17 protein-coding genes are annotated in these 19,914 nt (G+C 71.1%); all 17 read left to right on the top strand.

What is annotated here, in order from left to right; all coding sequences use genetic code 11:
* The first annotated feature begins 64 nt into the window (after positions 1–64).
* The 17 genes from P8R59_RS14205 to pyk all read left to right on the top strand — a co-directional run bounded on the left by P8R59_RS14205 (position 65) and on the right by pyk (position 19,894).
* Complete coding sequence (locus P8R59_RS14205) at positions 65–2,047, top strand: primosomal protein N' (protein WP_278101590.1); 1,983 nt, start codon at positions 65–67, stop codon at positions 2,045–2,047.
* A 49-nt stretch (positions 2,048–2,096) separates the two neighbouring features.
* A complete protein-coding gene (gene fmt, locus P8R59_RS14200) occupies positions 2,097–3,014 on the top strand; it encodes a methionyl-tRNA formyltransferase (RefSeq protein WP_278101589.1) in 918 nt (305 codons plus the stop codon).
* On the top strand, positions 3,011–4,384 hold the full coding sequence (locus tag P8R59_RS14195) for an RsmB/NOP family class I SAM-dependent RNA methyltransferase (protein ID WP_278101588.1): 1,374 nt from the start codon (positions 3,011–3,013) through the stop codon (positions 4,382–4,384). Before fmt ends, P8R59_RS14195 begins: the two co-directional genes overlap by 4 nt.
* 100 nt (positions 4,385–4,484) lie before the next feature.
* On the top strand, positions 4,485–5,144 hold the full coding sequence (rpe, locus tag P8R59_RS14190; protein WP_077050087.1) for a ribulose-phosphate 3-epimerase: 660 nt from the start codon (positions 4,485–4,487) through the stop codon (positions 5,142–5,144).
* Between the two features lie 60 nt (positions 5,145–5,204).
* The gene (locus P8R59_RS14185; protein WP_077050086.1) at positions 5,205–5,468 is read left to right on the top strand and encodes a phosphoribosyl-ATP diphosphatase; all 264 of its coding nucleotides are present in this window, start codon (positions 5,205–5,207) and stop codon (positions 5,466–5,468) included.
* Positions 5,469–5,515: 47 nt separating this feature from the next.
* On the top strand, positions 5,516–6,358 hold the full coding sequence (gene hisG / locus P8R59_RS14180; protein ID WP_278101587.1) for an ATP phosphoribosyltransferase: 843 nt from the start codon (positions 5,516–5,518) through the stop codon (positions 6,356–6,358).
* Positions 6,358–7,122: an imidazole glycerol phosphate synthase subunit HisF gene (gene hisF / locus P8R59_RS14175; protein WP_077050084.1), complete on the top strand. Its 765-nt coding sequence runs from the start codon at positions 6,358–6,360 to the stop codon at positions 7,120–7,122. Before hisG ends, hisF begins: the two co-directional genes overlap by 1 nt.
* Complete coding sequence (gene hisI, locus P8R59_RS14170; protein WP_077050083.1) at positions 7,119–7,466, top strand: phosphoribosyl-AMP cyclohydrolase; 348 nt, start codon at positions 7,119–7,121, stop codon at positions 7,464–7,466. Before hisF ends, hisI begins: the two co-directional genes overlap by 4 nt.
* Complete coding sequence (locus tag P8R59_RS14165) at positions 7,466–8,053, top strand: Trp biosynthesis-associated membrane protein (protein WP_278101586.1); 588 nt, start codon at positions 7,466–7,468, stop codon at positions 8,051–8,053. Before hisI ends, P8R59_RS14165 begins: the two co-directional genes overlap by 1 nt.
* 107 nt (positions 8,054–8,160) lie before the next feature.
* On the top strand, positions 8,161–8,391 hold the full coding sequence (locus P8R59_RS14160) for a DUF6704 family protein (protein ID WP_076490522.1): 231 nt from the start codon (positions 8,161–8,163) through the stop codon (positions 8,389–8,391).
* Between the two features lie 2 nt (positions 8,392–8,393).
* Positions 8,394–9,170, top strand: coding sequence for an indole-3-glycerol phosphate synthase TrpC (trpC, locus tag P8R59_RS14155; RefSeq protein WP_278101585.1), 777 nt, complete (start codon positions 8,394–8,396; stop codon positions 9,168–9,170).
* A 5-nt stretch (positions 9,171–9,175) separates the two neighbouring features.
* Positions 9,176–10,501, top strand: coding sequence for a tryptophan synthase subunit beta (gene trpB, locus P8R59_RS14150; protein WP_278103834.1), 1,326 nt, complete (start codon positions 9,176–9,178; stop codon positions 10,499–10,501).
* Positions 10,498–11,289 carry a tryptophan synthase subunit alpha gene (trpA, locus tag P8R59_RS14145; protein ID WP_278101584.1) on the top strand — a complete coding sequence of 264 codons (792 nt, stop codon included), beginning with the start codon at positions 10,498–10,500 and terminating at the stop codon, positions 11,287–11,289. Before trpB ends, trpA begins: the two co-directional genes overlap by 4 nt.
* A 10-nt stretch (positions 11,290–11,299) precedes the next feature.
* Complete coding sequence (lgt, locus tag P8R59_RS14140; RefSeq protein ID WP_278101583.1) at positions 11,300–12,304, top strand: prolipoprotein diacylglyceryl transferase; 1,005 nt, start codon at positions 11,300–11,302, stop codon at positions 12,302–12,304.
* 52 nt (positions 12,305–12,356) lie between these two features.
* On the top strand, positions 12,357–16,934 hold the full coding sequence (gltB, locus tag P8R59_RS14135) for a glutamate synthase large subunit (RefSeq protein WP_278101582.1): 4,578 nt from the start codon (positions 12,357–12,359) through the stop codon (positions 16,932–16,934).
* A complete protein-coding gene (locus P8R59_RS14130) occupies positions 16,927–18,393 on the top strand; it encodes a glutamate synthase subunit beta (protein WP_278101581.1) in 1,467 nt (488 codons plus the stop codon). Before gltB ends, P8R59_RS14130 begins: the two co-directional genes overlap by 8 nt.
* Positions 18,394–18,448: 55 nt before the next feature.
* Positions 18,449–19,894, top strand: coding sequence for a pyruvate kinase (gene pyk, locus P8R59_RS14125; RefSeq protein WP_278101580.1), 1,446 nt, complete (start codon positions 18,449–18,451; stop codon positions 19,892–19,894).
* The last annotated feature ends 20 nt before the right edge of the window (positions 19,895–19,914 follow it).

Here is a 19,914-nt window from a genome sequence, read left to right as displayed (position 1 = left end):
CCCCGGCATCCGTTCCCCGCGCTTCGCGTCGCCGTGCGCGCCGAAGTGCGGACGGAGCCGCCGCGTGAGCGCGCGCCGCGTCGCGCGGGTGCAGCTGGACTCCCCGGTTCCCCAGCTCGACCGCCTGTTCGACTACGCGATCCCGCATCCGCTGGTCGCGGACGTCGTCCCCGGCGTGCGCGTCAAGGTGCCGCTGCGGTCCGCCGGACGGATGATGGACGCCTTCGTGATCGAGGTCGTGTCCGATGACGGCAGCGAACGTCCGCTGTCGTCGGTCGAGAGCGTCGTCTCGACGATGCCGGTGCTCCCGGAGCGGCTCTTCGCGCTCGCGCGCAAGGTCGCCGACCGTGCCGCCGGGTCGGTGAGCGACGTGCTGCGCCTCGCCGTCCCGAAACGCATGGTGCGGGCCGAGAAGGCCTGGCTGGCGTCGCCCGCGCCCGAGGCTCCGGTGGTGCCCGCGGCATCCCTGGTTCGTGCCGACGCGATGCTGGCGCCGTTCGTCGGCCTGCTGGACGCCCTGGACGGCGGCGAGCGCATCGCGCTCGACGCCCCTCCCCAGACGACGGGCGACCTTCCGCGCGGCGCGTGGGCCGATGTTCTGGCCGCGGCAGCGGTGCACACGCTCGCGCGGGGGAGGAGCGCGGTGCTGGTCGTTCCCGACTACCGCGACCAGGCGCAGCTCATGGCGGCGCTGGCCGACCTCGTGCCGGCCGAGGCCGTCGTGCGCGACGACGCCGACCAATCCGGTCCGGTGCGCTACGGCCAGTACCTGCGCACCCTCGCGCCTGTCCCGGTGATCGTCGTCGGGCGCCGCTCGGCGGTGTACGCCCCCGCCCACGACACGGGCCTCGTCGCGCTCTGGGACGACGGCGACTCGCTGCTCGCCGAGCCCCTCGCCCCGGGCGTGCACGCGCGCGACGCGGCGCTCGTGCGGCAGGAGCTGGAAGGGTCCGCGCTCGTCTTCGCCGGCCACACCCGCTCGACGGACGTGCAGCGCCTGGTCGAGGTGGGCTACGTGCGGGAGGTGGCGCCGAAGCGCCGACAGAGTCCGCGGGTGGTGCTCAGCGCGACGCGGGAGGGGGAGTCGCGCCAGGCACGCGTCCCGTCCTCGGCGTTCGCGGCGGCGCGCGAGGCGCTCGCCCAGGGGCCCGTCCTCGTGCAGGTCGCCCGCCCCGGCTATGCGCCGTCGCTCGTCTGCGCCGACTGCCGTCGCCCCGCGCGCTGCGCCCACTGCGCCGGACCCCTCCGGGCCGCACGTCCGGGCGCGGTTCCGGTGTGCGCGTGGTGCGGTCGCAGTGCCCACGCGTGGACCTGTGGGCATTGCGGCTCCGTGAAGCTGCGGATGGCCTCGTCGGGCAGCGAGCGCACGGCGGATGAACTGGGCCGCGCCTTCCCGAACACGCGCGTGATCATCGCCGACGGCGCCCATCCGGTCGCGGAGGTGGATGCCGCCCCGGCCCTGGTGATCGCCACGCGCGGGGCAGAGCCGATCGCGCGCGGCGGATACCGGGCCGTGATCCTGCTCGACGGCGACCGCATGCTGCAGAACGAGGCGCTGCGGGTCGGCGAGCACTGTCTGCGCTGGTGGTCGAACGCCGCCGCCCTCGCCGCCCCCGGCGCGCCGGTGCATCTGGTGGGCGTCGCTGGTCCCGTGGCCCGCGCGCTCGCGACCTGGACGCAGCCCGCCTACGCCCGTGCCGAGCTGGCCGACCGCGCACCTCTGCGGATGCCGCCCGCCGTGCGCGTCGCGAGCGTGGAAGGACACGCGCGGAGCGTCGACACCCTCCTCGCCGAGGTGCGCGCCGCCGTGCCCGATCTCGATGCCCTCGCCGTCCTCGGTCCGGTCGACACGTCCACGGCGCCCGATGCTCCGACGTCGCGTGCCCTGGTGCGGTTCGACTACGCGCACGGTCGCGCCGTCGCGGACGCGCTCCGCGCCGGCGTGATCGCCGACGCGCTGCGCGCACGCAAGTCGACGAAAGAGAAGGGGCCGAGACCGCGGAATACACTCAGAGTGCGGCTCGACCTCCCCGAGCCCGACCTCTGAGCGCCGCCGCCCGGTCCCACCCACCCGCATCCGAAGCGTGAGGAGAACCATGCGCCTCGTCTTCGCCGGCACCCCCGCCGTCGCCGTCCCCTCCCTCCGCGTCCTGGCGGAGGGTCCGCACGAGATCGCCGCCGTCGTCACCCGTTCCGACGCGCCGCTCGGCCGGAAGCGCGTGCTGACCCCGTCCCCAGTCGCCCAGCAGGCGGAGGAGCTCGGGCTCCCGACGATCAAGACCGACCGTCTGGATGCCGACGCCACCGCCCGCATCACCGCACTGGAGCCCGATCTCGGCGTCATCGTCGCCTACGGCGGTCTCGTACGCGAGCCGCTGCTGTCGGCCCCCGCGCACGGCTGGATCAATCTGCACTTCTCGCTGCTCCCGCGCTGGCGCGGCGCCGCCCCCGTGCAGCGCGCGTTGATCGCCGGCGACCGCGAGACCGGCGCGAGCGTGTTCCAGCTGGTGGCCGAACTGGATGCCGGCGACGTCTTCGCCGAGGAGCGGTACGAGGTGCCGTGGAACGCCACCGCGGGCGAGGTCCTCGACGATCTCGCCGTGGTCGGCGCACCGCTGCTCGCGCGGGTCGTCGACGGCATCGCCGAGGGCACGGCGCTCGCTGTTCGGCAGCAGGGTGAGCCGACGCTCGCGCCGAAGCTGACCCTCGACGACGGCGCCCTCGACTTCTCGCAGGATGCCGAAACCCTCCGCGCGCGGATCGCCGGTGTCACGCCCGAACCCGGCGCGCACACGACGTTCGAGGGGGCACGGTTCAAGGTGCTGCGCGCCGCTGCGAGCACGGCGGATCCGATCCCGCCGGGCCGGGTCGTGGCATCCGGTCGCGAGATCCTCGTCGGAACGGCGAGCGCGCCGTTGCGGCTCGAGACCGTGCAACCCGCCGGCAAGGGCGCGATGCCCGCGGGCGACTGGTTCCGCGGCCTCCGCGTCGAGAACCCGGTGCTCGGCTCATGAGCGTCCAGGGAGCGCGCGCCGTCGCGTACGACGTGCTGCGGGCGGTCTCCGCCGACGAGGCGTATGCGAACCTGTCGCTGCCGCACGCGATCGAGCGGGCGAAGCTGGATGCCAAGGACGCGGGGCTCGCGACCGAGCTGACCTACGGCACGCTGCGGCGACGCGGCACGTACGACGCGATCATCGCCTCCGCGGCCGACCGGACAGTGGACCGCATCGATCCGCCCGTGCTCGACGCGCTGCGGCTCGGGGTCCACCAGCTGCTCTCGACGCGCGTGGCCTCGCACGCCGCGGTGAACGAGTCCGTCGAACTCGCCCGTCGCCACGGCGGCGGGCGCGGAGCCGCGGGATTCGCGAACGCCGTCCTGCGGCGCGTCTCGCGCGAGACGCCCGGGCACTGGATGGACCGCATCACCGCGTCCGCCCGGAGCGACGACGAGCGGCTCGGGCTCCTGACCTCCCACCCGGTGTGGATCGTGCGCGCATTCCGTCGCGCACTGGCGGCGGAGGGCCGCGCCGACGAGCTCGACGCGTTGCTGGCCGCCGACAACGACGCCCCGCGGGTGGCGATGGTCGCCCTGCCGGGGCTGGCCGAGATCCCCGATGACGCCCGTCCCGCCCGGTACGCGCCGACGGCGTTCACGACCCGCGGCGGAGACCCCGAGGCGCTCATCCGGGCGTCCGACGGTCGCCTCCGCGTGCAGGACGAGGGATCGCAGCTCGCGGCCCTCGCCCTCAGCCGCTTCCGGCCGATCGAGCCGGGGGAGCGGTGGCTCGACCTGTGCGCCGGGCCCGGCGGCAAGACGGCGCTGCTCGCGGCGGAGGCGCTCGCGGGCGGCGCCCGACTGGATGCCAATGAGATCTCGCCGCACCGGGCCGGGCTCGTCCGCCGAGCCGTGGCATCCGTCCCGCTCGAGGTCGAGGTGACCGAGGAGGACGGCCGAGACCGCGCGGCTCGCACTCCGGGGGAGTACGACCGCATCCTCGTCGACGCACCGTGCACCGGAATCGGGGCGCTCCGTCGGCGACCCGAGGCCCGGTGGCGGAAGACCCCGGCCGACGTGCCCGATCTCACCGCCCTGCAGCTCGAGCTCGTGCGGGCGGGGCTCGGCGCGGTGAAGCCGGGCGGGGTGCTGGCGTACGTGACGTGCTCGCCGCACCTGGCCGAAACATCCGGGGTGCTCGCCGAGGTGCGCCGCGAGTTCGGCGACAGCGTCGAGGAGCTGGATGCGCGCGCCGTCGTGCGCGACATCGCGGGCCCGGACATCGACCTGCCCGACCAGTCGGACGGCTCCCTCCGCGCCCAGCTCTGGCCGCACCGCCACGGCACCGACGCGATGTCGATCGCCCTCCTGCGACGGGTGTCCTAACGCGTGAGTCGCCAGGATTTGTCGCCTGCGGGCAGCCCCAGGCGACAAATGCTGGCACCTCACGCGAGGGTGTGGGGGACCGGGCGCCGATAATGGAGCTGTGCCCCGCATCAATCCGAGCATCCTCGCCGCCGACTTCGTGAACATGCAGGCGGAGCTCGCCCGCATCTCGGGAGCCGACTTCGTGCACGTCGACGTCATGGACAACCACTTCGTGCCGAACCTCACCTTCGGCCCGCAGATGGTCGGTCGCATCCAGGAGACGAGCCCCGTCCCGCTCGACGTGCACCTGATGATCGACGACCCCGACCGGTGGGCACCGGAATACGCCGAGCTCGGCGCGGCATCCGTCACCTTCCACCTCGAGGCTGCGGCGTCGCCCGTCGCCCTGGCCCGGACGCTCCGTTCGATCGGCGCCCGCGCGGGCGTGGCCGTGAAGCCCGCAACGCCGGTGGAGAACCTGTTCGAAGTGCTGAACGAGTTCGACCAGATCCTCGTGATGACCGTGGAGCCGGGTTTCGGCGGCCAGTCCTTCATGCCCGAGACCATGCCGAAGCTGCGAAGCCTGGCCGACGAGGCCCGCCGCCGCGGGTCGAGCGTGTGGCTGCAGGTCGACGGCGGCATCGGCGAGTCCACGATCGCGCAGGCCGCCGAAGCCGGGGCCGACACGTTCGTCGCCGGTTCCGCGGTGTTCGGTGCCGACGACCCCGACCGCGCGATCCAGTCGCTGCGCTCCGCCGCCGCCCGCCACGCGCACTGAACGCAGCCGTCCCGACCGCGCACGACATCCGGCGCCCCGCCGAGCCGATACCCTAGAAGAGTGAAGACCTTCGACGACCTGTTCGCCGAGCTCAGTGCAAAGGCCGTCGAGCGCCCCACCGGCTCCGGCACCGTTGCCCAGCTCGATGCCGGGGTCCACGCCATCGGCAAGAAGATCGTCGAGGAAGCCGCCGAAGTGTGGATGGCCGCCGAGTACGAGTCCGACGAAGCCGCGGCGGAGGAGATCTCGCAGCTGCTGTACCACCTGCAGACGCTCATGCTCGCGAAGGGCCTGACGCTCGCGGACGTCTACCGACATCTCTGAGCCCGCACCCGCGCTCACCCCCTTCACCTCACACGAAAGCCCCCGTCATGCTGCGAATCGCCGTGCCGAACAAGGGGTCGCTCGCCGAGACCGCCGCCGAGATGCTCTCGGAGGCCGGGTACACCGGACGTCGCGACTCGAAAGACCTGTACACCGTCGACCCCGTCAACGAGGTCGAGTTCTTCTATCTCCGTCCGCGTGACATCGCGACGTACGTCGGATCGGGGGCCCTGGACGTGGGCATCACGGGCCGCGACCTCCTGCTGGACGCGCGGATGCCCGGCGCCCGCGAGGTCGAGTCGCTCGGCTTCGCCGGTTCCACGTTCCGCTTCGCCGGGCGTCCCGGCCGTTTCACCGACGTCGAAGACCTGCAGGGTCTCCGCGTCGCCACCGCGTACCCGGGTCTCGTCGACGCGTTCCTCGACGAGCGCGGCGTCGCGGTCGACATCGTGCCGCTGGACGGCGCGGTCGAATCCGCCGTGCAGTTGGGCGTCGCGGATGCCGTGGCCGACGTCGTCTCGACCGGGACGACGCTGCGCCAGGCGGGGCTGGAGATCTTCGGTCCCGTCCTCCTGGAGTCGGATGCCGTGCTGATCGCCGGACCCGAAGAGGTCGAGGGCACCGAGACGCTGCTCCGGCGCCTGCGCGGCGTCCTCGCCGCGCGCAAGTACGTCCTGATCGACTACGACCTCCCGACCGCGCTCATCGAGCAGGCGATCGCGGTGGCCCCGGGCCTCGAGTCGCCCACGATCTCGCCGCTGCGCGACCCCGAATGGGTGGCCGTGCGCGTGATGAGCCCGCGCCGCGACGTGAACCGCGTCATGGACGAGCTGTACGCGATCGGCGCCCGCGCGATCCTGGTGACCGAGATCCTCGCCGCGAGGCTCTGATGACGCTCGCCCGCCGCATCATCCCCTGCCTCGACGTGGCCGCCGGCCGCGTCGTGAAGGGCGTGAACTTCCTGGACCTCCGCGACATGGGCGACCCCGTCGAGCTCGCGAAGCTCTACTTCGACCAGGGCGCGGACGAGATCACGTTCCTGGATGTCACCGCGACCGTCGACGAGCGCGCCACGACCTACGACGTGGTCCGCCGCACCGCCGAGCAGGTGTTCATCCCGCTCACCGTCGGCGGGGGAGTCCGCTCCGCCGAGGACGTCGCCCGGCTGCTGTCGGTGGGCGCCGACAAGATCGGCGTCAACTCCGCCGCGATCGCCCGGCCCGCGCTCGTCGACGAGATCGCCGACCGTTTCGGCGCGCAGGTCATCGTGCTCTCGCTCGACGTGAAGCGGGCGGCATCCACCCCGTCCGGCTTCGTCGTGACGACGCACGGCGGCCGCACCGAGACCACGCTCGACGCGCTCGAGTGGGCTCGCGAAGCGGTGGAGCGCGGTGCCGGTGAGCTGCTGGTCAATTCGATCGACGCCGACGGCACGAAGCAGGGCTTCGACCTCGAACTCGTGCGCCTCATGCGCGAGGTCGCCGCGGTTCCCGTGATCGCCTCGGGTGGCGCCGGCGCCCTCGAGCACTTCGCCCCGGCCGTCGAGGCCGGAGCCGACGCCGTGCTCGCGGCATCCGTGTTCCACTCCGGCCAGCTCACGGTCGGCCAGGTGAAGGACGCGATGGCGGCCGAAGGGATCGAGGTGCGCCGATGAACGTCGAGGCGTTCGAGCGCGTGAAGTACGACGCCCAGGGCCTCGTGACCGCGGTCGTGCAGCAGTTCGACTCGCGCGAGGTGCTCATGGTCGGGTGGATGGATGCCGAGGCCCTCCGCCGCACCCTCACCACCGGCCGTGTGACGTTCTGGTCGCGCTCGCGCCAGGAGTACTGGCGCAAGGGCGACACGTCCGGCCACATCCAGATCGTCAAGGGCGCGCGCCTGGACTGCGACGGCGACACGCTCCTCATCGAAGCCGACCAGGTGGGCGCTGCGTGCCACACCGGTGACCACACGTGTTTCGACGCCACCGACCTCGACCCCGTCGTGGGGCAGGGCTGATGCGCCGAGCGCGCTCGCTGTCCGTCGTCGGGATGCTCCTCGCCGGCGCGATCGGGGTGATCTCGTCGACGCAGACGTGGATCGACGTGACCCTCGCCGACGGCGCGCAGCAGACCCTCGCCGTGCCGGGATCCGACGCGGTGCCGGTACTGACGCCCCTGAGCCTCGCCGCGCTCGCCCTCGGGGCGTCGCTCTCGATCGTCGGTCCGGTGCTGCGCTACGTGCTCGGCGCCATCGCCCTCGCGATCGCGGCTGCCGTCGGCGTCGCGACCGCCCTCGTGCTGTTGACCCTGCCCGTATCGGCGACCGCGGCGACGGTCACCGAGGCGACCGGGATCTCGGGGGCGGATGCCGTCGCCGACCTCGTGGCATCCATGTCGCTCACCCCGTGGCCCGCGGTGACCCTGCTGGCCGAGCTGATCCTGGCCGCTGCGGCGGTGTTCACGCTCGTCACCGCGCGCAACTGGCCCGGAAGCGCCGGCCGAAAGTACCGCACGGCCGCCGACGCCCCCGCGGACGCCTCGCGCCCCCATGACGCCATCGACTCGTGGGACGACCTGTCGCGGGGCGACGACCCGACCGCCTGACCGCCCCTTGGGTCGACGTCGAGCGAACCGCACCGGCCGCCCCCGCGCGTTTCGATAGACTGGTCCCACGCTGTTCCCCGCGCCCGCGCGCGACTCGAAGGAGATCCATGAGCAACCCCATCGGCGATCCCGGCCACGGACACTCGCCCGCCGCCTGGACGGCCGTGATCATCATGCTCCTCGCGATCACGCTGGGCACGCTGTTCTTCTGGTTCGACATCCCGGTCCTCGTGTGGGCCTCGGTGGGTCTGCTCCTGGTGGGCGCCATCGTCGGCTGGGCGATGACCAAGGCCGGCTACGGCGCCAACGGCGCGAAGTCCAACCCGAAGGCCCACTGACCGTGCTGGCCGATCTGACGGCCGGAGCGGTAGAAGACGCCGAACGGCGCGCCGAGACGCGGCCCGTGGCCGAGGTCGAGCGCGACGCCCTCGCGCAGAACCCCGCGCGCGACGCGCTCGCGATGCTCGCCCCGGCCGACCGGGTGAAGATCATCGCCGAGGTCAAGCGCGCGAGCCCGTCGCGCGGCGACCTCGCGGCGATCCCGGATCCCGCACGCCAGGCGCGCCTCTACGAAGAGGGCGGGGCGTCGGCCATCTCGGTGCTGACCGAGGGCCGGAAGTTCAAGGGCAGCCTCGCCGATCTCGAGTCGGTGCGCGCGGCCGTCTCCGTTCCGGTGCTCCGCAAGGACTTCCTCGCGACGCCGTACCAGGTGCTCGAAGCCCGTGCCTCCGGCGCCGATCTCGTGCTGCTCATCGTTGCCGCCCTCGATCAGAAGACCCTGACCGAGCTCTACGCCCTCACGACCGACCTCGGCATGACGGCCCTCGTCGAGACCCACTCGGCGGACGAACTGGAGCGGGCGGCGGACCTCGGCGCGAAGCTCATCGGCGTCAACGCCCGGAACCTGTCGACCTTCGAGCTCGACCGGGACCTCTTCGGTTCGTTGGCGGACCGCTTCCCCGCGGATGCCGTGAAGATCGCCGAGTCGGCCGTCCTCGCGCCCGCCGACGTGGCCCATTACCGCGCCGCCGGCGCCGACGTCGTGCTCGTCGGCGAAGCGCTCGTGACCGGCGATCCCGTCGCGACCCTGCGCGCGTTCCTCCAGGAGACTGCATGACCACCGTGAGCCTGCGCGACCAGAAGGGGCCGTTCTTCGGCGACTTCGGCGGACGCTACATGCCCGAATCGCTGATCGCCGCGATCGACGAGCTCACCGAGGTGTGGGAGGCGGCGATGGCCGACCCCGCGTTCCTCGCCGAGCTGAAAGCCCTCCTGCACGACTACGCCGGTCGCCCTTCGGTTCTCACCGAGGTGCCGCGGTTCGCGGAGCACGCGGGCGGCGCGCGCGTCTTCCTCAAGCGCGAAGACCTCAATCACACCGGTTCGCACAAGATCAACAACGTCCTCGGTCAGGCGCTGCTCACCCAGCGCCTGGGCAAGACGCGCGTGATCGCCGAGACCGGCGCCGGCCAGCACGGCGTTGCCACCGCGACCGCCGCGGCGCTGTTCGGTCTCGACTGCGTCATCTACATGGGAGAGGTCGACACCGAGCGTCAGGCGCTCAACGTCGCCCGCATGCGCCTCCTCGGCGCCGAGGTCGTGCCGGTCACGACCGGTTCGCGCACCCTGAAGGACGCGATCAACGAGGCCTACCGCGACTGGGTGTCGACCGTCGAGACGACGAACTACATCTTCGGCACCGCCGCAGGTCCGCACCCGTTCCCCGCGATGGTGCGCGACTTCCAGAAGATCATCGGCGAAGAGACGCGCGCCGAGTTCCTCGAGCGCCTCGGTCGCCTGCCGGACGCCGTGTTCGCGTGCGTCGGCGGCGGATCGAACGCGATCGGCATGTTCGACGCGTTCCTCGACGACGAGGGCGTCGCGCTCTACGGCGTCGAGGCGGCCGGAGACGGCGTCGACACTCCGAAGCACGCGGCCTCGATCGAGCGCGGCCGCCCGGGTGTGCTGCACGGCGCCCGCACGTACGTGCTGCAGGACGAGGACGGCCAGACCACCGAGTCCCACTCGATCTCCGCGGGCCTGGACTACCCGGGCGTCGGTCCGGAGCACGCGTGGCTCGCGGACATCGGTCGCGCGCAGTACATCCCGGCGACCGACGACGAGGCGATGCAGGCCCTGCGCCTGCTTTCGCGCACCGAGGGGATCATCCCGGCGATCGAGTCGGCCCATGCCCTGGCCGGTGCCCTCCGCATCGGCAAGGAGCTGGGTCCGGATGCCGTCATCGCGGTGAACCTCTCCGGTCGCGGCGACAAGGACATGGACACCGCCGCCCGCTACTTCGACCTCTACGACGCCGAGCACGCGCCCGCCCCGGAGGGCCGCCCGGCCCAGACCGCGGGCGCCGAGGCTGTGGCATCCGCTCCCGGTTCGCCGGTGGACGTGACGCCCGCTCCGGACGCCGCCAGCGGTGCGGGGGTTGAGCTGTGACCTCGCGCGTCTCGGCCGCGATCGACGCCGCCCACGCGGCCGGACGCGGCGCCTTCGTCGGATACCTTCCGGCGGGCTACCCGGACGTCGCCACGAGCATCGAGGCGATCATCGCCCTCGCCGAATCCGGTGCGGACGTCATCGAGCTCGGACCGCCCTACAGCGACCCCGTCATGGACGGCCTCGTCATCCAGGAAGCCACCCAGACGGCTCTCGCCAACGGCTTCCGCATGCGCGACCTGTTCACGATCATCCGCGAGGTCACGGCGCGCACCGACGTCCCGGTGCTCGTGATGACGTACTGGAACCTCGTCGAGCAGTACGGCGTCGACCGCTATGCCGACGACCTCCTCGCCGCGGGCGGCGCAGGCCTCATCACCCCCGACATCACTCCCGACGCCGCCTCCGCCTGGATCGCCGTGAGCGAGCGCACCGGACTCGACCGCGTGTTCCTCGCCGCCCCGACCTCGACGGACGAGCGCCTCGACATGATCGTCGAGGCCTCCACGGGGTTCGTGTACACCGTGTCCACGATGGGCATCACGGGGGAGCGGGCGCAGCTGGATGCCGCGGCCCGCGGCCTCGTGGAGCGCCTGCGGGCGCACGGCGCCGCCCACGCGTGCGTGGGGATCGGCATCTCCAACGCCGAGCAGGTCGCCGGCGTGATCGAGTACGCGGACGGAGCGATCGTCGGTACGGCGCTCGTGAAGGCCCTGCGCGACGGCGGCGTCGACGCCCTGCGGCGCCTCGCACGGGAGCTGTCGGAGGGTACGGCGCGGCGCGCTTAGACTCGTCTGCATGACGTTCGCCCTCTCGAGCGCCGCCTCCGGCGTGCTCGCCAGCATCCCGAGCCCCTCGATCTCGTACATCGACCTCGGACCCCTGCGCATCCACTTCTATGCCCTGTGCATCGTCGCGGGCATCATCGTGGCGGTGTTCCTCACGAACGCGCGTCTGACGCGTCGCGGGGCCGAGAAGTGGGTCGTCATCGACATCTGCCTGCTGGCGGTCCCGATCGCGATCGTCTTCGCGCGGATCTACCACGTCGTGACCCACTTGGGCTTCTACTTCGGCCCCGGCTCCAACCCCTGGAACCCGTTCCAGCCCGGTTCGGTGTGGGCGATCTGGGAGGGCGGCATCGCCATCTACGGCGCCCTGATCGGCGGCGCCATCGGCGCGTGGCTCGGCTGCAAGTGGACCGGCATCCGGTTCTGGACCTTCGCGGACGCGCTGGCCCCGGGCCTGATCATCGCGCAGGCGATGGGACGCTTCGGCAACTGGTTCAACCAGGAGCTCTTCGGCCAGCCGACCGACCTCCCGTGGGGTCTGGAGATCGCGCCGGGCAACCCCGCAATCCCCGTCGGACTGCCAGAGGGCACGCTTTTCCAGCCGACTTTCCTCTACGAAGTGATCTGGAACCTGCTGGGCGCAGCCGTCATCCTGTGGGTCGGCAAGCGCTTCACGCTCCAGTGGGGCAAGCAGTTCGCGGTGTACCTCATCTGGTACAGCGCGGGCCGCATCGTCTGGGAATCCATCCGCATCGACCCCAGCGACATCATCCTGGGCCTGCGCACCAACGTCTGGGCCGCGATCTTCGGCGTCCTGCTCGGCATCGCGATCTTCATCGTGCAGACGCGCCGACACCACGGTCTCGAGCCCTCGCCGTACCAGCCGGGGCGCGAGAGCAAGGCTCCCGGGGCTGTAGACTCGACCGACCCCACTGACTTCGTCGACGTGAGCGAGCCGCCCGCGACGAACGACACCGTCGGCACCAGCGCCACAAGCAGCCCCGCCACGAAGTAACTCCCTGGGCCGACGTCGTCCCATTCGCAGCATCAACGTGAGGACGGTTGGTATGGCTTCGAGCTCCCGTTCCGGCGCCGTCGGCGGCGCTTTCCCCGCCCGGCAGGGCATGTACGACCCGGCATTCGAGAAGGACGCCTGCGGCCTCGCGATGGTCGCCACCCTTCGCGGCGAGCCCGGGCACGACATCATCGACCTGGCGCTGACGGCGCTGCGCAACCTCGAGCACCGCGGTGCCATCGGATCGGATGCCGGTACCGGCGACGGCGCGGGCATCCTGACGCAGATGCCCGACGCGTTCCTGCGCGCGGTCGTCGACTTCCACCTGCCGCCGGTGGGGGAGTACGCCGCGGGTCTCGTCTTCCTGCCGCTCGGTCACGAGGAGCGGGAGGCGCAGAAGGCCGGCATCGAGAAGCTCGCCGCGGCCGAGAACCTGACGGTGCTCGGCTGGCGCGAAGTTCCCACCGAGCCCGAGAACCTCGGCAAGCTCGCCTTCGAGGCGCGCCCCGCGTTCGAGCAGCTGTTCGTGTCGCACCCGGCGATCGGCGATCAGGCCGCGCTGTCGGGCATCGAGCTCGACCGCCGCGTCTACCGACTGCGCAAGCGCGCGCGTCACGAGCTCGACGCGTACTTCGTGTCGCTGTCCAGCCGCACGCTCGGGTACAAGGGCATGGTCACGACGCTGCAGCTCGAGCCGTTCTACCCCGACCTGCAGGACGAGCGCTTCGCCTCCGAGCTCGCCGTCGTGCACTCCCGCTATTCGACGAACACGTTCCCGTCGTGGCCGCTGGCGCAGCCGCTGCGCATGCTGGCGCACAACGGCGAGATCAACACGGTCAAGGGCAACCGCAACTGGATGCGCGCGCGGCAGTCGCAGCTGGAGTCCGAGCTGATCGGCGACGTGCGCCCGCTGCTCCCCATCTGCACCGACGGCGCGAGCGACTCGGCATCCTTCGACGAGGTTCTCGAGCTCCTGACGCTCACCGGGCGCAGCCTCCCGCACGCGATCATGATGATGGTGCCCGAGGCGTACGAGAAGCAGGCCACGATCGACCCCGATCTGCGCGCCTTCTACGACTACCACTCGATGCAGATGGAGCCGTGGGACGGTCCGGCCGCGCTCATCTTCACCGACGGCACGCTCGTCGGTGCGACGCTCGACCGCAACGGCCTCCGCCCCGGCCGCTGGACCGAGACGACCGACGGCCTCGTGGTCATCGGTTCCGAGACCGGCGTGCTCGACTTCGCGCCCGAGCGGATCAAGCGCCGCGGCCGCTTGCGGCCCGGTCGCATGTTCCTCGTCGACACGGCGGAACGCCGCATCGTCGAGGACGAGGAGATCAAGCAGCAGCTCGCGACGCTCGAGCCGTGGCAGGAGTGGCTGGATGCCGGCCGCGTGCGCCTGTCGGAGCTCCCGGAGCGCGAGCACATCGTGCACCCCATCGCCTCGATCACGCGTCGTCAGCGCACCTTCGGTTACACCGAGGAAGAGGTGCGCCTGCTGCTGACCCCCATGGGTCAGAACGGCACCGAGCCGCTCGGCGCGATGGGTAGCGATGCCCCCGTCGCGGTGCTCAGCGACCGTCCGCGGCTGCTGTTCGACTACTTCACGCAGCAGTTCGCGCAGGTCACGAACCCGCCGCTGGACTCGATCCGCGAAGAAGTGGTCACGTCGCTGTCGCTGGGTCTCGGACCCGAGCGGAACCTCCTCGACTGGGGTCCGGAGCACACCCGGACCGTGACGCTCGACTTCCCCGTGATCGACAACGACGAACTCGCCAAGATCCAGCACATCGACACCGCCCTGCCGGGGCGTTCGTCGGTGACGATCCGCGGCCTGTACCGCGTCGAGGCCGGCCACAAGGGCATGCAGAAGCGCATCGCGCAGATGTGCTCCGAGGTCGACCACGCGATCGAGGACGGCGCCGAGTTCATCGTGCTCAGCGACCGCGACTCGAACAAGGACCTCGCGCCGATCCCGTCGCTGCTCATGCTCGCCGCGGTCCACCACCACCTCATCCGCAAGGAGACCCGCATGAAGGTCGGTCTCGTGGTCGAGGCCGGTGACGTGCGCGAGGTGCACCACATCGCGACCCTGATCGGGTACGGCGCCTCGGCGGTGAACCCGTACCTGGCCATGGAGACCGTCGAGTACCTCGTGCGCGCCGGTTTCATCACGGGCGTCACGCCCGAGAAGGCCGTCAAGAACCTGATCTACGCGCTCGGCAAGGGCGTGCTGAAGATCATGTCCAAGATGGGCATCTCGACCGTGTCGTCGTACGCGGGCGCCCAGGTGTTCGAGGCCGTCGGCCTCTCGCGCGAATTCGTGGATGCCTACTTCACCGGCACCGAGACCAAGCTCGGCGGCGTGGGACTCGACGTCATCGCGGCCGAGAACGCCGCGCGCCACGAGTACGCCTACCCCGAGGATGCCGCAGCCCGCGCCCACGAACGTCTGTGGACCGGCGGTGAGTACCAGTGGCGCCGCGACGGGGCACCCCACCTGTTCAACCCGGACACGGTGTTCCGTCTGCAGCACGCCACGCGCGAGCGCCGGTACGACATCTTCCGCGAGTACACCCAGCTCATCGACGACCAGGCCCACGAGCTCAAGACCCTGCGCGGCCTGTTCTCGCTGCGCACCGGCCAGCGGCCGCCCGTGCCGATCGACGAGGTCGAGTCGGTGTCGTCGATCGTGAAGCGTTTCTCCACGGGAGCGATGAGCTACGGCTCGATCTCCCAGGAGGCGCACGAGACCCTCGCCATCGCGATGAACCGCATCGGCGGCAAGTCGAACACCGGCGAGGGCGGCGAAGACGTCGACCGTCTGCTCGACCCCGAGCGTCGCAGCGCCATCAAGCAGGTGGCATCCGGTCGATTCGGTGTCACGAGCCTGTACCTCACCGAGGCGGACGACATCCAGATCAAGCTCGCCCAGGGCGCCAAGCCCGGCGAGGGCGGTCAGCTGCCGCCGACCAAGGTGTACCCGTGGGTCGCGCGCACCCGGCACGCGACGGCCGGCGTCGGACTCATCTCCCCGCCGCCGCACCACGACATCTACTCGATCGAAGACCTCAAGCAGCTGATCTTCGACCTGAAGCGCGCGAACCCGTCCGCTCGCATCCACGCCAAGCTCGTGAGCCAGTCAGGGATCGGCGCGGTCGCGGCCGGTGTGGCCAAGGCGTTGAGCGACGTCATCCTCGTCTCCGGACAGGACGGCGGCACGGGCGCGAGCCCGATGAACTCGCTCAAGCACGCGGGCACGCCGTGGGAGCTGGGCCTGGCCGAGACGCAGCAGACGCTCATGCTCAACGGCATGCGCGACCGCGTCGTGGTGCAAGTCGACGGTCAGATGAAGACCGGTCGCGACGTGATCATCGGCGCGCTCCTGGGCGCCGAGGAGTTCGGTTTCGCGACCGCGCCGCTCGTCGTCTCCGGCTGCATCATGATGCGCGTGTGCCACCTCGACACCTGCCCCGTGGGCGTGGCGACGCAGAATCCGGTCCTGCGGCAGCGCTTCAACGGCAAGGCCGAGTACGTCGTGAACTTCATGGAGTTCATCGCGCAGGAGGTGCGCGAATACCTCTCCGCCCTCGGCTACCGCTCGATCGACGAGATCGTCGGCCGCACCGAACTCCTCGACGTCAACGGCGCCGTGGAGCACTGGAAGGCGCGGGGTCTCAACCTCGCCCCGATCCTCGAGGGCCCGCACTTCGCCGAGGACGAGCCGCGTCGCCACGGCCGCAACCAGAACCACGAGCTCGAGGAGCACTTCGACGTGCAGCTCATCGAGCGCGCGCAGGACGTCGTCGCGCACGGCGGTCGGATCACGATCGAGCTGCCGGTGCGCAACACCGCGCGCGCGGTCGGGACGATGCTCGGCCACCACGTCACCAAGGCGCACGGCGAGCACGGGCTTCCGGACGGCGCGATCGACGTCCGCCTGACCGGGTCCGCGGGGCAGTCGTTCGGCGCGTTCATGCCCTCCGGCATCACGCTGCGCCTCGAGGGCGACTCGAACGACTACGTCGGCAAGGGTCTCTCCGGGGGCAAGATCGTCGTGCGTCCGCCGCGCGGCTCGACGTTCGACGCGTCCGAGAACGTCATCGCCGGAAACGTCATCGGATACGGCGCCACGCAGGGACAGATGTTCCTCAACGGCGTCGTGGGGGAGCGGTTCCTCGTCCGCAACTCCGGTGCGACCGCGGTCGTCGAGGGCGTGGGCGACCACGCGCTGGAGTACATGACCGGTGGTCTCGCCGTGATCCTCGGTGCGACCGGCCGCAACCTCGGTGCCGGCATGTCCGGCGGGCAGGCGTACGTCTACAAGCTCGACACCGACCTGGTGAACCGTGAGGCCGTGGCATCCGGTGAGCTCGAACTCGGTCCCCTCGGATCGGGGGATGCCGAGATCCTGCGCGACCTGCTCGAGAAGCACGTCGCCGAGACCGACTCCACGCTGGCCCGTCGTCTGCTCGCGGACTTCGACGCCGAGGTGGAGAACTTCGTCCGGGTGCTGCCGCGCGACTACGCCGCTGTTCTGCAGACCCGCCAGGAGGCTGTCGCCGAGGGGCTCGACCCCGACGGCGACGTCGTCTGGACGCGCATTCTGGAGGTGACGGGTGGCTGACCCGAAGGGCTTTCTGAAGACCACGCAGCGGGAGCTTCCGCCGCGTCGTCCCGTCCCCGTGCGGATCATGGACTGGAAAGAGGTGTACGAGCCGGGCGACCCGGCCGTCGTGCGCCGCCAGGCCGGGCGCTGCATGGACTGCGGCATCCCGTTCTGTCACCAGGGCTGCCCGCTCGGGAACCTCATCCCCGAGTGGAACGACCTCACGTGGCGCGGCGAAGGACGCTCGGCCATCGAGCGCCTGCACGCCACGAACAACTTCCCGGAGTTCACGGGGCGCCTGTGCCCCGCGCCGTGCGAGAGCTCGTGCGTGCTCGGGATCAACCAGCCCGCGGTGACGATCAAGCAGGTCGAGGTCTCGATCATCGACGAGGCGTTCGGCAACGGCTGGGTCGAGCCCGAGCCGCCGGAGCGCCTCACCGGGAAGACGGTCGCCGTTGTCGGATCAGGCCCCGCCGGCCTCGCGGCCGCTCAGCAGCTCACCCGGGCTGGCCACACGGTCGCCGTGTACGAGCGCGACGACCGTATCGGCGGACTCCTGCGCTACGGCATCCCGGACTTCAAGATGGAGAAGCGCCACCTCGAGCTGCGCCTGCGCCAGATGCAGGCGGAGGGCACGCGTTTCCGTGCGGGCGTCGAGATCGGCACCGACATCTCGTGGAGCGACCTCCGCGCCCGCTACGACGCCGTCGTGGTGGCCACCGGCTCGACCGTCCCGCGCGACCTGGCGATCCCGGGTCGCGACCTCGACGGCGTGCACTTCGCGATGGAGTACCTCGTCGAGGGCAACAAGGCCGTCGCGGGCGACCAGGTCCCGCAGCAGATCACCGCCCACGGCAAGCACGTCGTCGTGATCGGCGGCGGCGACACCGGCGCCGACTGCATCGGCACGGCGCACCGCCAGGGGGCGCTCAGCGTCACCAACCTCGCGATCGGCAAGCAGCCGCCCACCGAGCGTCCGATGGACCAGCCGTGGCCGATGATGCCGAACCTGTTCGAGATGGCCTCCGCCCACGAAGAGGGCGGGGAGCGCACGTTCCTCGCCTCGACGGTCGAGTTCCTCGGCAACGAGGCGGGCGAGGTGCGCGCTCTCCGCGTCGCCGAGACCGAGTACGTCGACGGACGCCGCGTGCCCAAGAGCGGCACCGAGCGCGAGATCCCCGCCGACCTGGTGCTCATCGCGATGGGCTTCACCGGCCCCGAGCGCGAGTACCTCGAGCAGCAGCTGGGTGCGCAGTTCACCTCGCGCGGCAACGTCGAGCGCGACGCCACCTACGCCACGACCGCCCCCGGCGTGTTCGTGGCCGGTGACGCCGGGCGCGGACAGTCGCTGATCGTGTGGGCGATCGCGGAGGGCCGTGCCGCGGCCGCCGAGGTCGACACGTTCCTCATGGGCGAGACGGTGCTTCCGGCACCCGTCCGACCCACCGATGTCGCCATCGGCCTCTTGCCCGCCTAAGCTGGCAAGGGCCGATCGGCCACTTCCCGAATATCCTCACGGAGCTTGAAAACGGATGAGACGCGCCAAGATCGTCGCAACCCTCGGCCCCGCCACGTCGTCGTATGAGATGGTTCGCGCCATCATCGATGCCGGGGTGGACGTCGCCCGACTGAACCTGAGCCACGGAGACTACTCCGTGCACGACGCCAACTTCGCCAACGTGCGCAAGGCGGCAGAGGACGCGGGCCGCCCGGTCGCGGCCCTCGTCGACCTCCAGGGTCCGAAGATCCGTCTCGGCAAGTTCGAGAACGGCCCGCACGACCTCGCCCCCGGCGACATCTTCAAGATCACGGTCGAGGACATCCTCGGCACGAAGGAGATCGTCGGCACGACGTTCAAGGGCCTGCCCCACGACGTCAAGCCCGGCGACTTCCTCCTCATCGACGACGGCAAGGTCCGCGTCGAGGTCGTCGAGACCGACGGCACCGTGGTGACCACCAAGGTCATCGTCGGCGGCCCGGTGTCGAACAACAAGGGCATCAACCTGCCCGGCGTGGCCGTGAACGTCCCCGCGCTGAGCGAGAAGGACGAGGCCGATCTGCGATGGGGGCTCCGTGCCGGCGCCGACCTCATCGCGCTGTCGTTCGTGCGGGATGCCAAGGACATCGAGCGCGTGCACGAGATCATGGGCGAAGAGGGTCGGTACATCCCGGTCATCGCCAAGATCGAGAAGCCGCAGGCGGTCGACAACCTCGAAGAGATCATCGACGCGTTCGACGGCATCATGGTCGCCCGCGGCGACCTCGGCGTCGAACTGCCGCTCGAGGCCGTGCCGATCGTGCAGAAGCGCGCCGTCGAACTGTCGCGCCGCATGGCGAAGCCCGTCATCGTCGCGACGCAGATGCTCGAATCGATGATCACCAACCCGGTGCCCACCCGCGCCGAGACCAGCGACGTCGCCAACGCGGTGCTCGACGGTGCCGACGCGGTCATGCTCTCGGGCGAGACGAGCGTGGGCGCGTACCCCGTCGTCGTGGTCGAGACGATGGCCCGCATCGTGCAGTCCACCGAAGAGCACGGCCTGGAGCGCATCGCGCCCCTCACCAACAAGCCGCGCACGCAGGGTGGCGCCATCACCCTCGCCGCCGTCGAGGTCGCCGACTTCGTCGACGCCAAGTACCTCTGCGTCTTCACCGAGTCGGGAGACTCGGCGCGCCGCATGTCGCGTCTGCGCTCCACGATCCCGATGATCGCGTTCACGCCCGAGCCCGGCATCCGCCGTCGCCTCGCGCTCACGTGGGGCGTGCGCTCGACCCTGGTCGAGCACGTGTCGCACACCGACAAGATGTACCTGCAGGTGGACGACTACCTGCTGTCCAACGACCTGGCCAAGGTCGGCGACAAGGTCGTGGTCATCTCGGGGTCCCCTCCCGGAATCGTCGGTTCGACCAACGACCTGCGCGTGCACCGCGTGGGTGACGCCGTGCACGGCGCGGCTCCGGTCTACCGCGAGAACTGATCCAGGGCGACGCGCGCCGG

The sequence above is a fragment of the Microbacterium proteolyticum genome (assembly GCF_029639405.1).
Taxonomy (GTDB): domain Bacteria; phylum Actinomycetota; class Actinomycetes; order Actinomycetales; family Microbacteriaceae; genus Microbacterium.
This window is presented reverse-complemented; position numbering and strand designations above follow the sequence as displayed.

Coding starts and splice junctions, on each gene's coding strand:
- pyk (WP_278101580.1), top strand. CDS start 18,449: ATGAGACGCGCCAAGATCGTCGCAACCCTCGGCCCCGCCACGTCGTCG.
- gltB (WP_278101582.1), top strand. CDS start 12,357: ATGGCTTCGAGCTCCCGTTCCGGCGCCGTCGGCGGCGCTTTCCCCGCC.
- hisG (WP_278101587.1), top strand. CDS start 5,516: ATGCTGCGAATCGCCGTGCCGAACAAGGGGTCGCTCGCCGAGACCGCC.
- P8R59_RS14165 (WP_278101586.1), top strand. CDS start 7,466: ATGCGCCGAGCGCGCTCGCTGTCCGTCGTCGGGATGCTCCTCGCCGGC.
- P8R59_RS14195 (WP_278101588.1), top strand. CDS start 3,011: ATGAGCGTCCAGGGAGCGCGCGCCGTCGCGTACGACGTGCTGCGGGCG.
- lgt (WP_278101583.1), top strand. CDS start 11,300: ATGACGTTCGCCCTCTCGAGCGCCGCCTCCGGCGTGCTCGCCAGCATC.
- hisI (WP_077050083.1), top strand. CDS start 7,119: ATGAACGTCGAGGCGTTCGAGCGCGTGAAGTACGACGCCCAGGGCCTC.
- fmt (WP_278101589.1), top strand. CDS start 2,097: ATGCGCCTCGTCTTCGCCGGCACCCCCGCCGTCGCCGTCCCCTCCCTC.
- P8R59_RS14160 (WP_076490522.1), top strand. CDS start 8,161: ATGAGCAACCCCATCGGCGATCCCGGCCACGGACACTCGCCCGCCGCC.
- hisF (WP_077050084.1), top strand. CDS start 6,358: ATGACGCTCGCCCGCCGCATCATCCCCTGCCTCGACGTGGCCGCCGGC.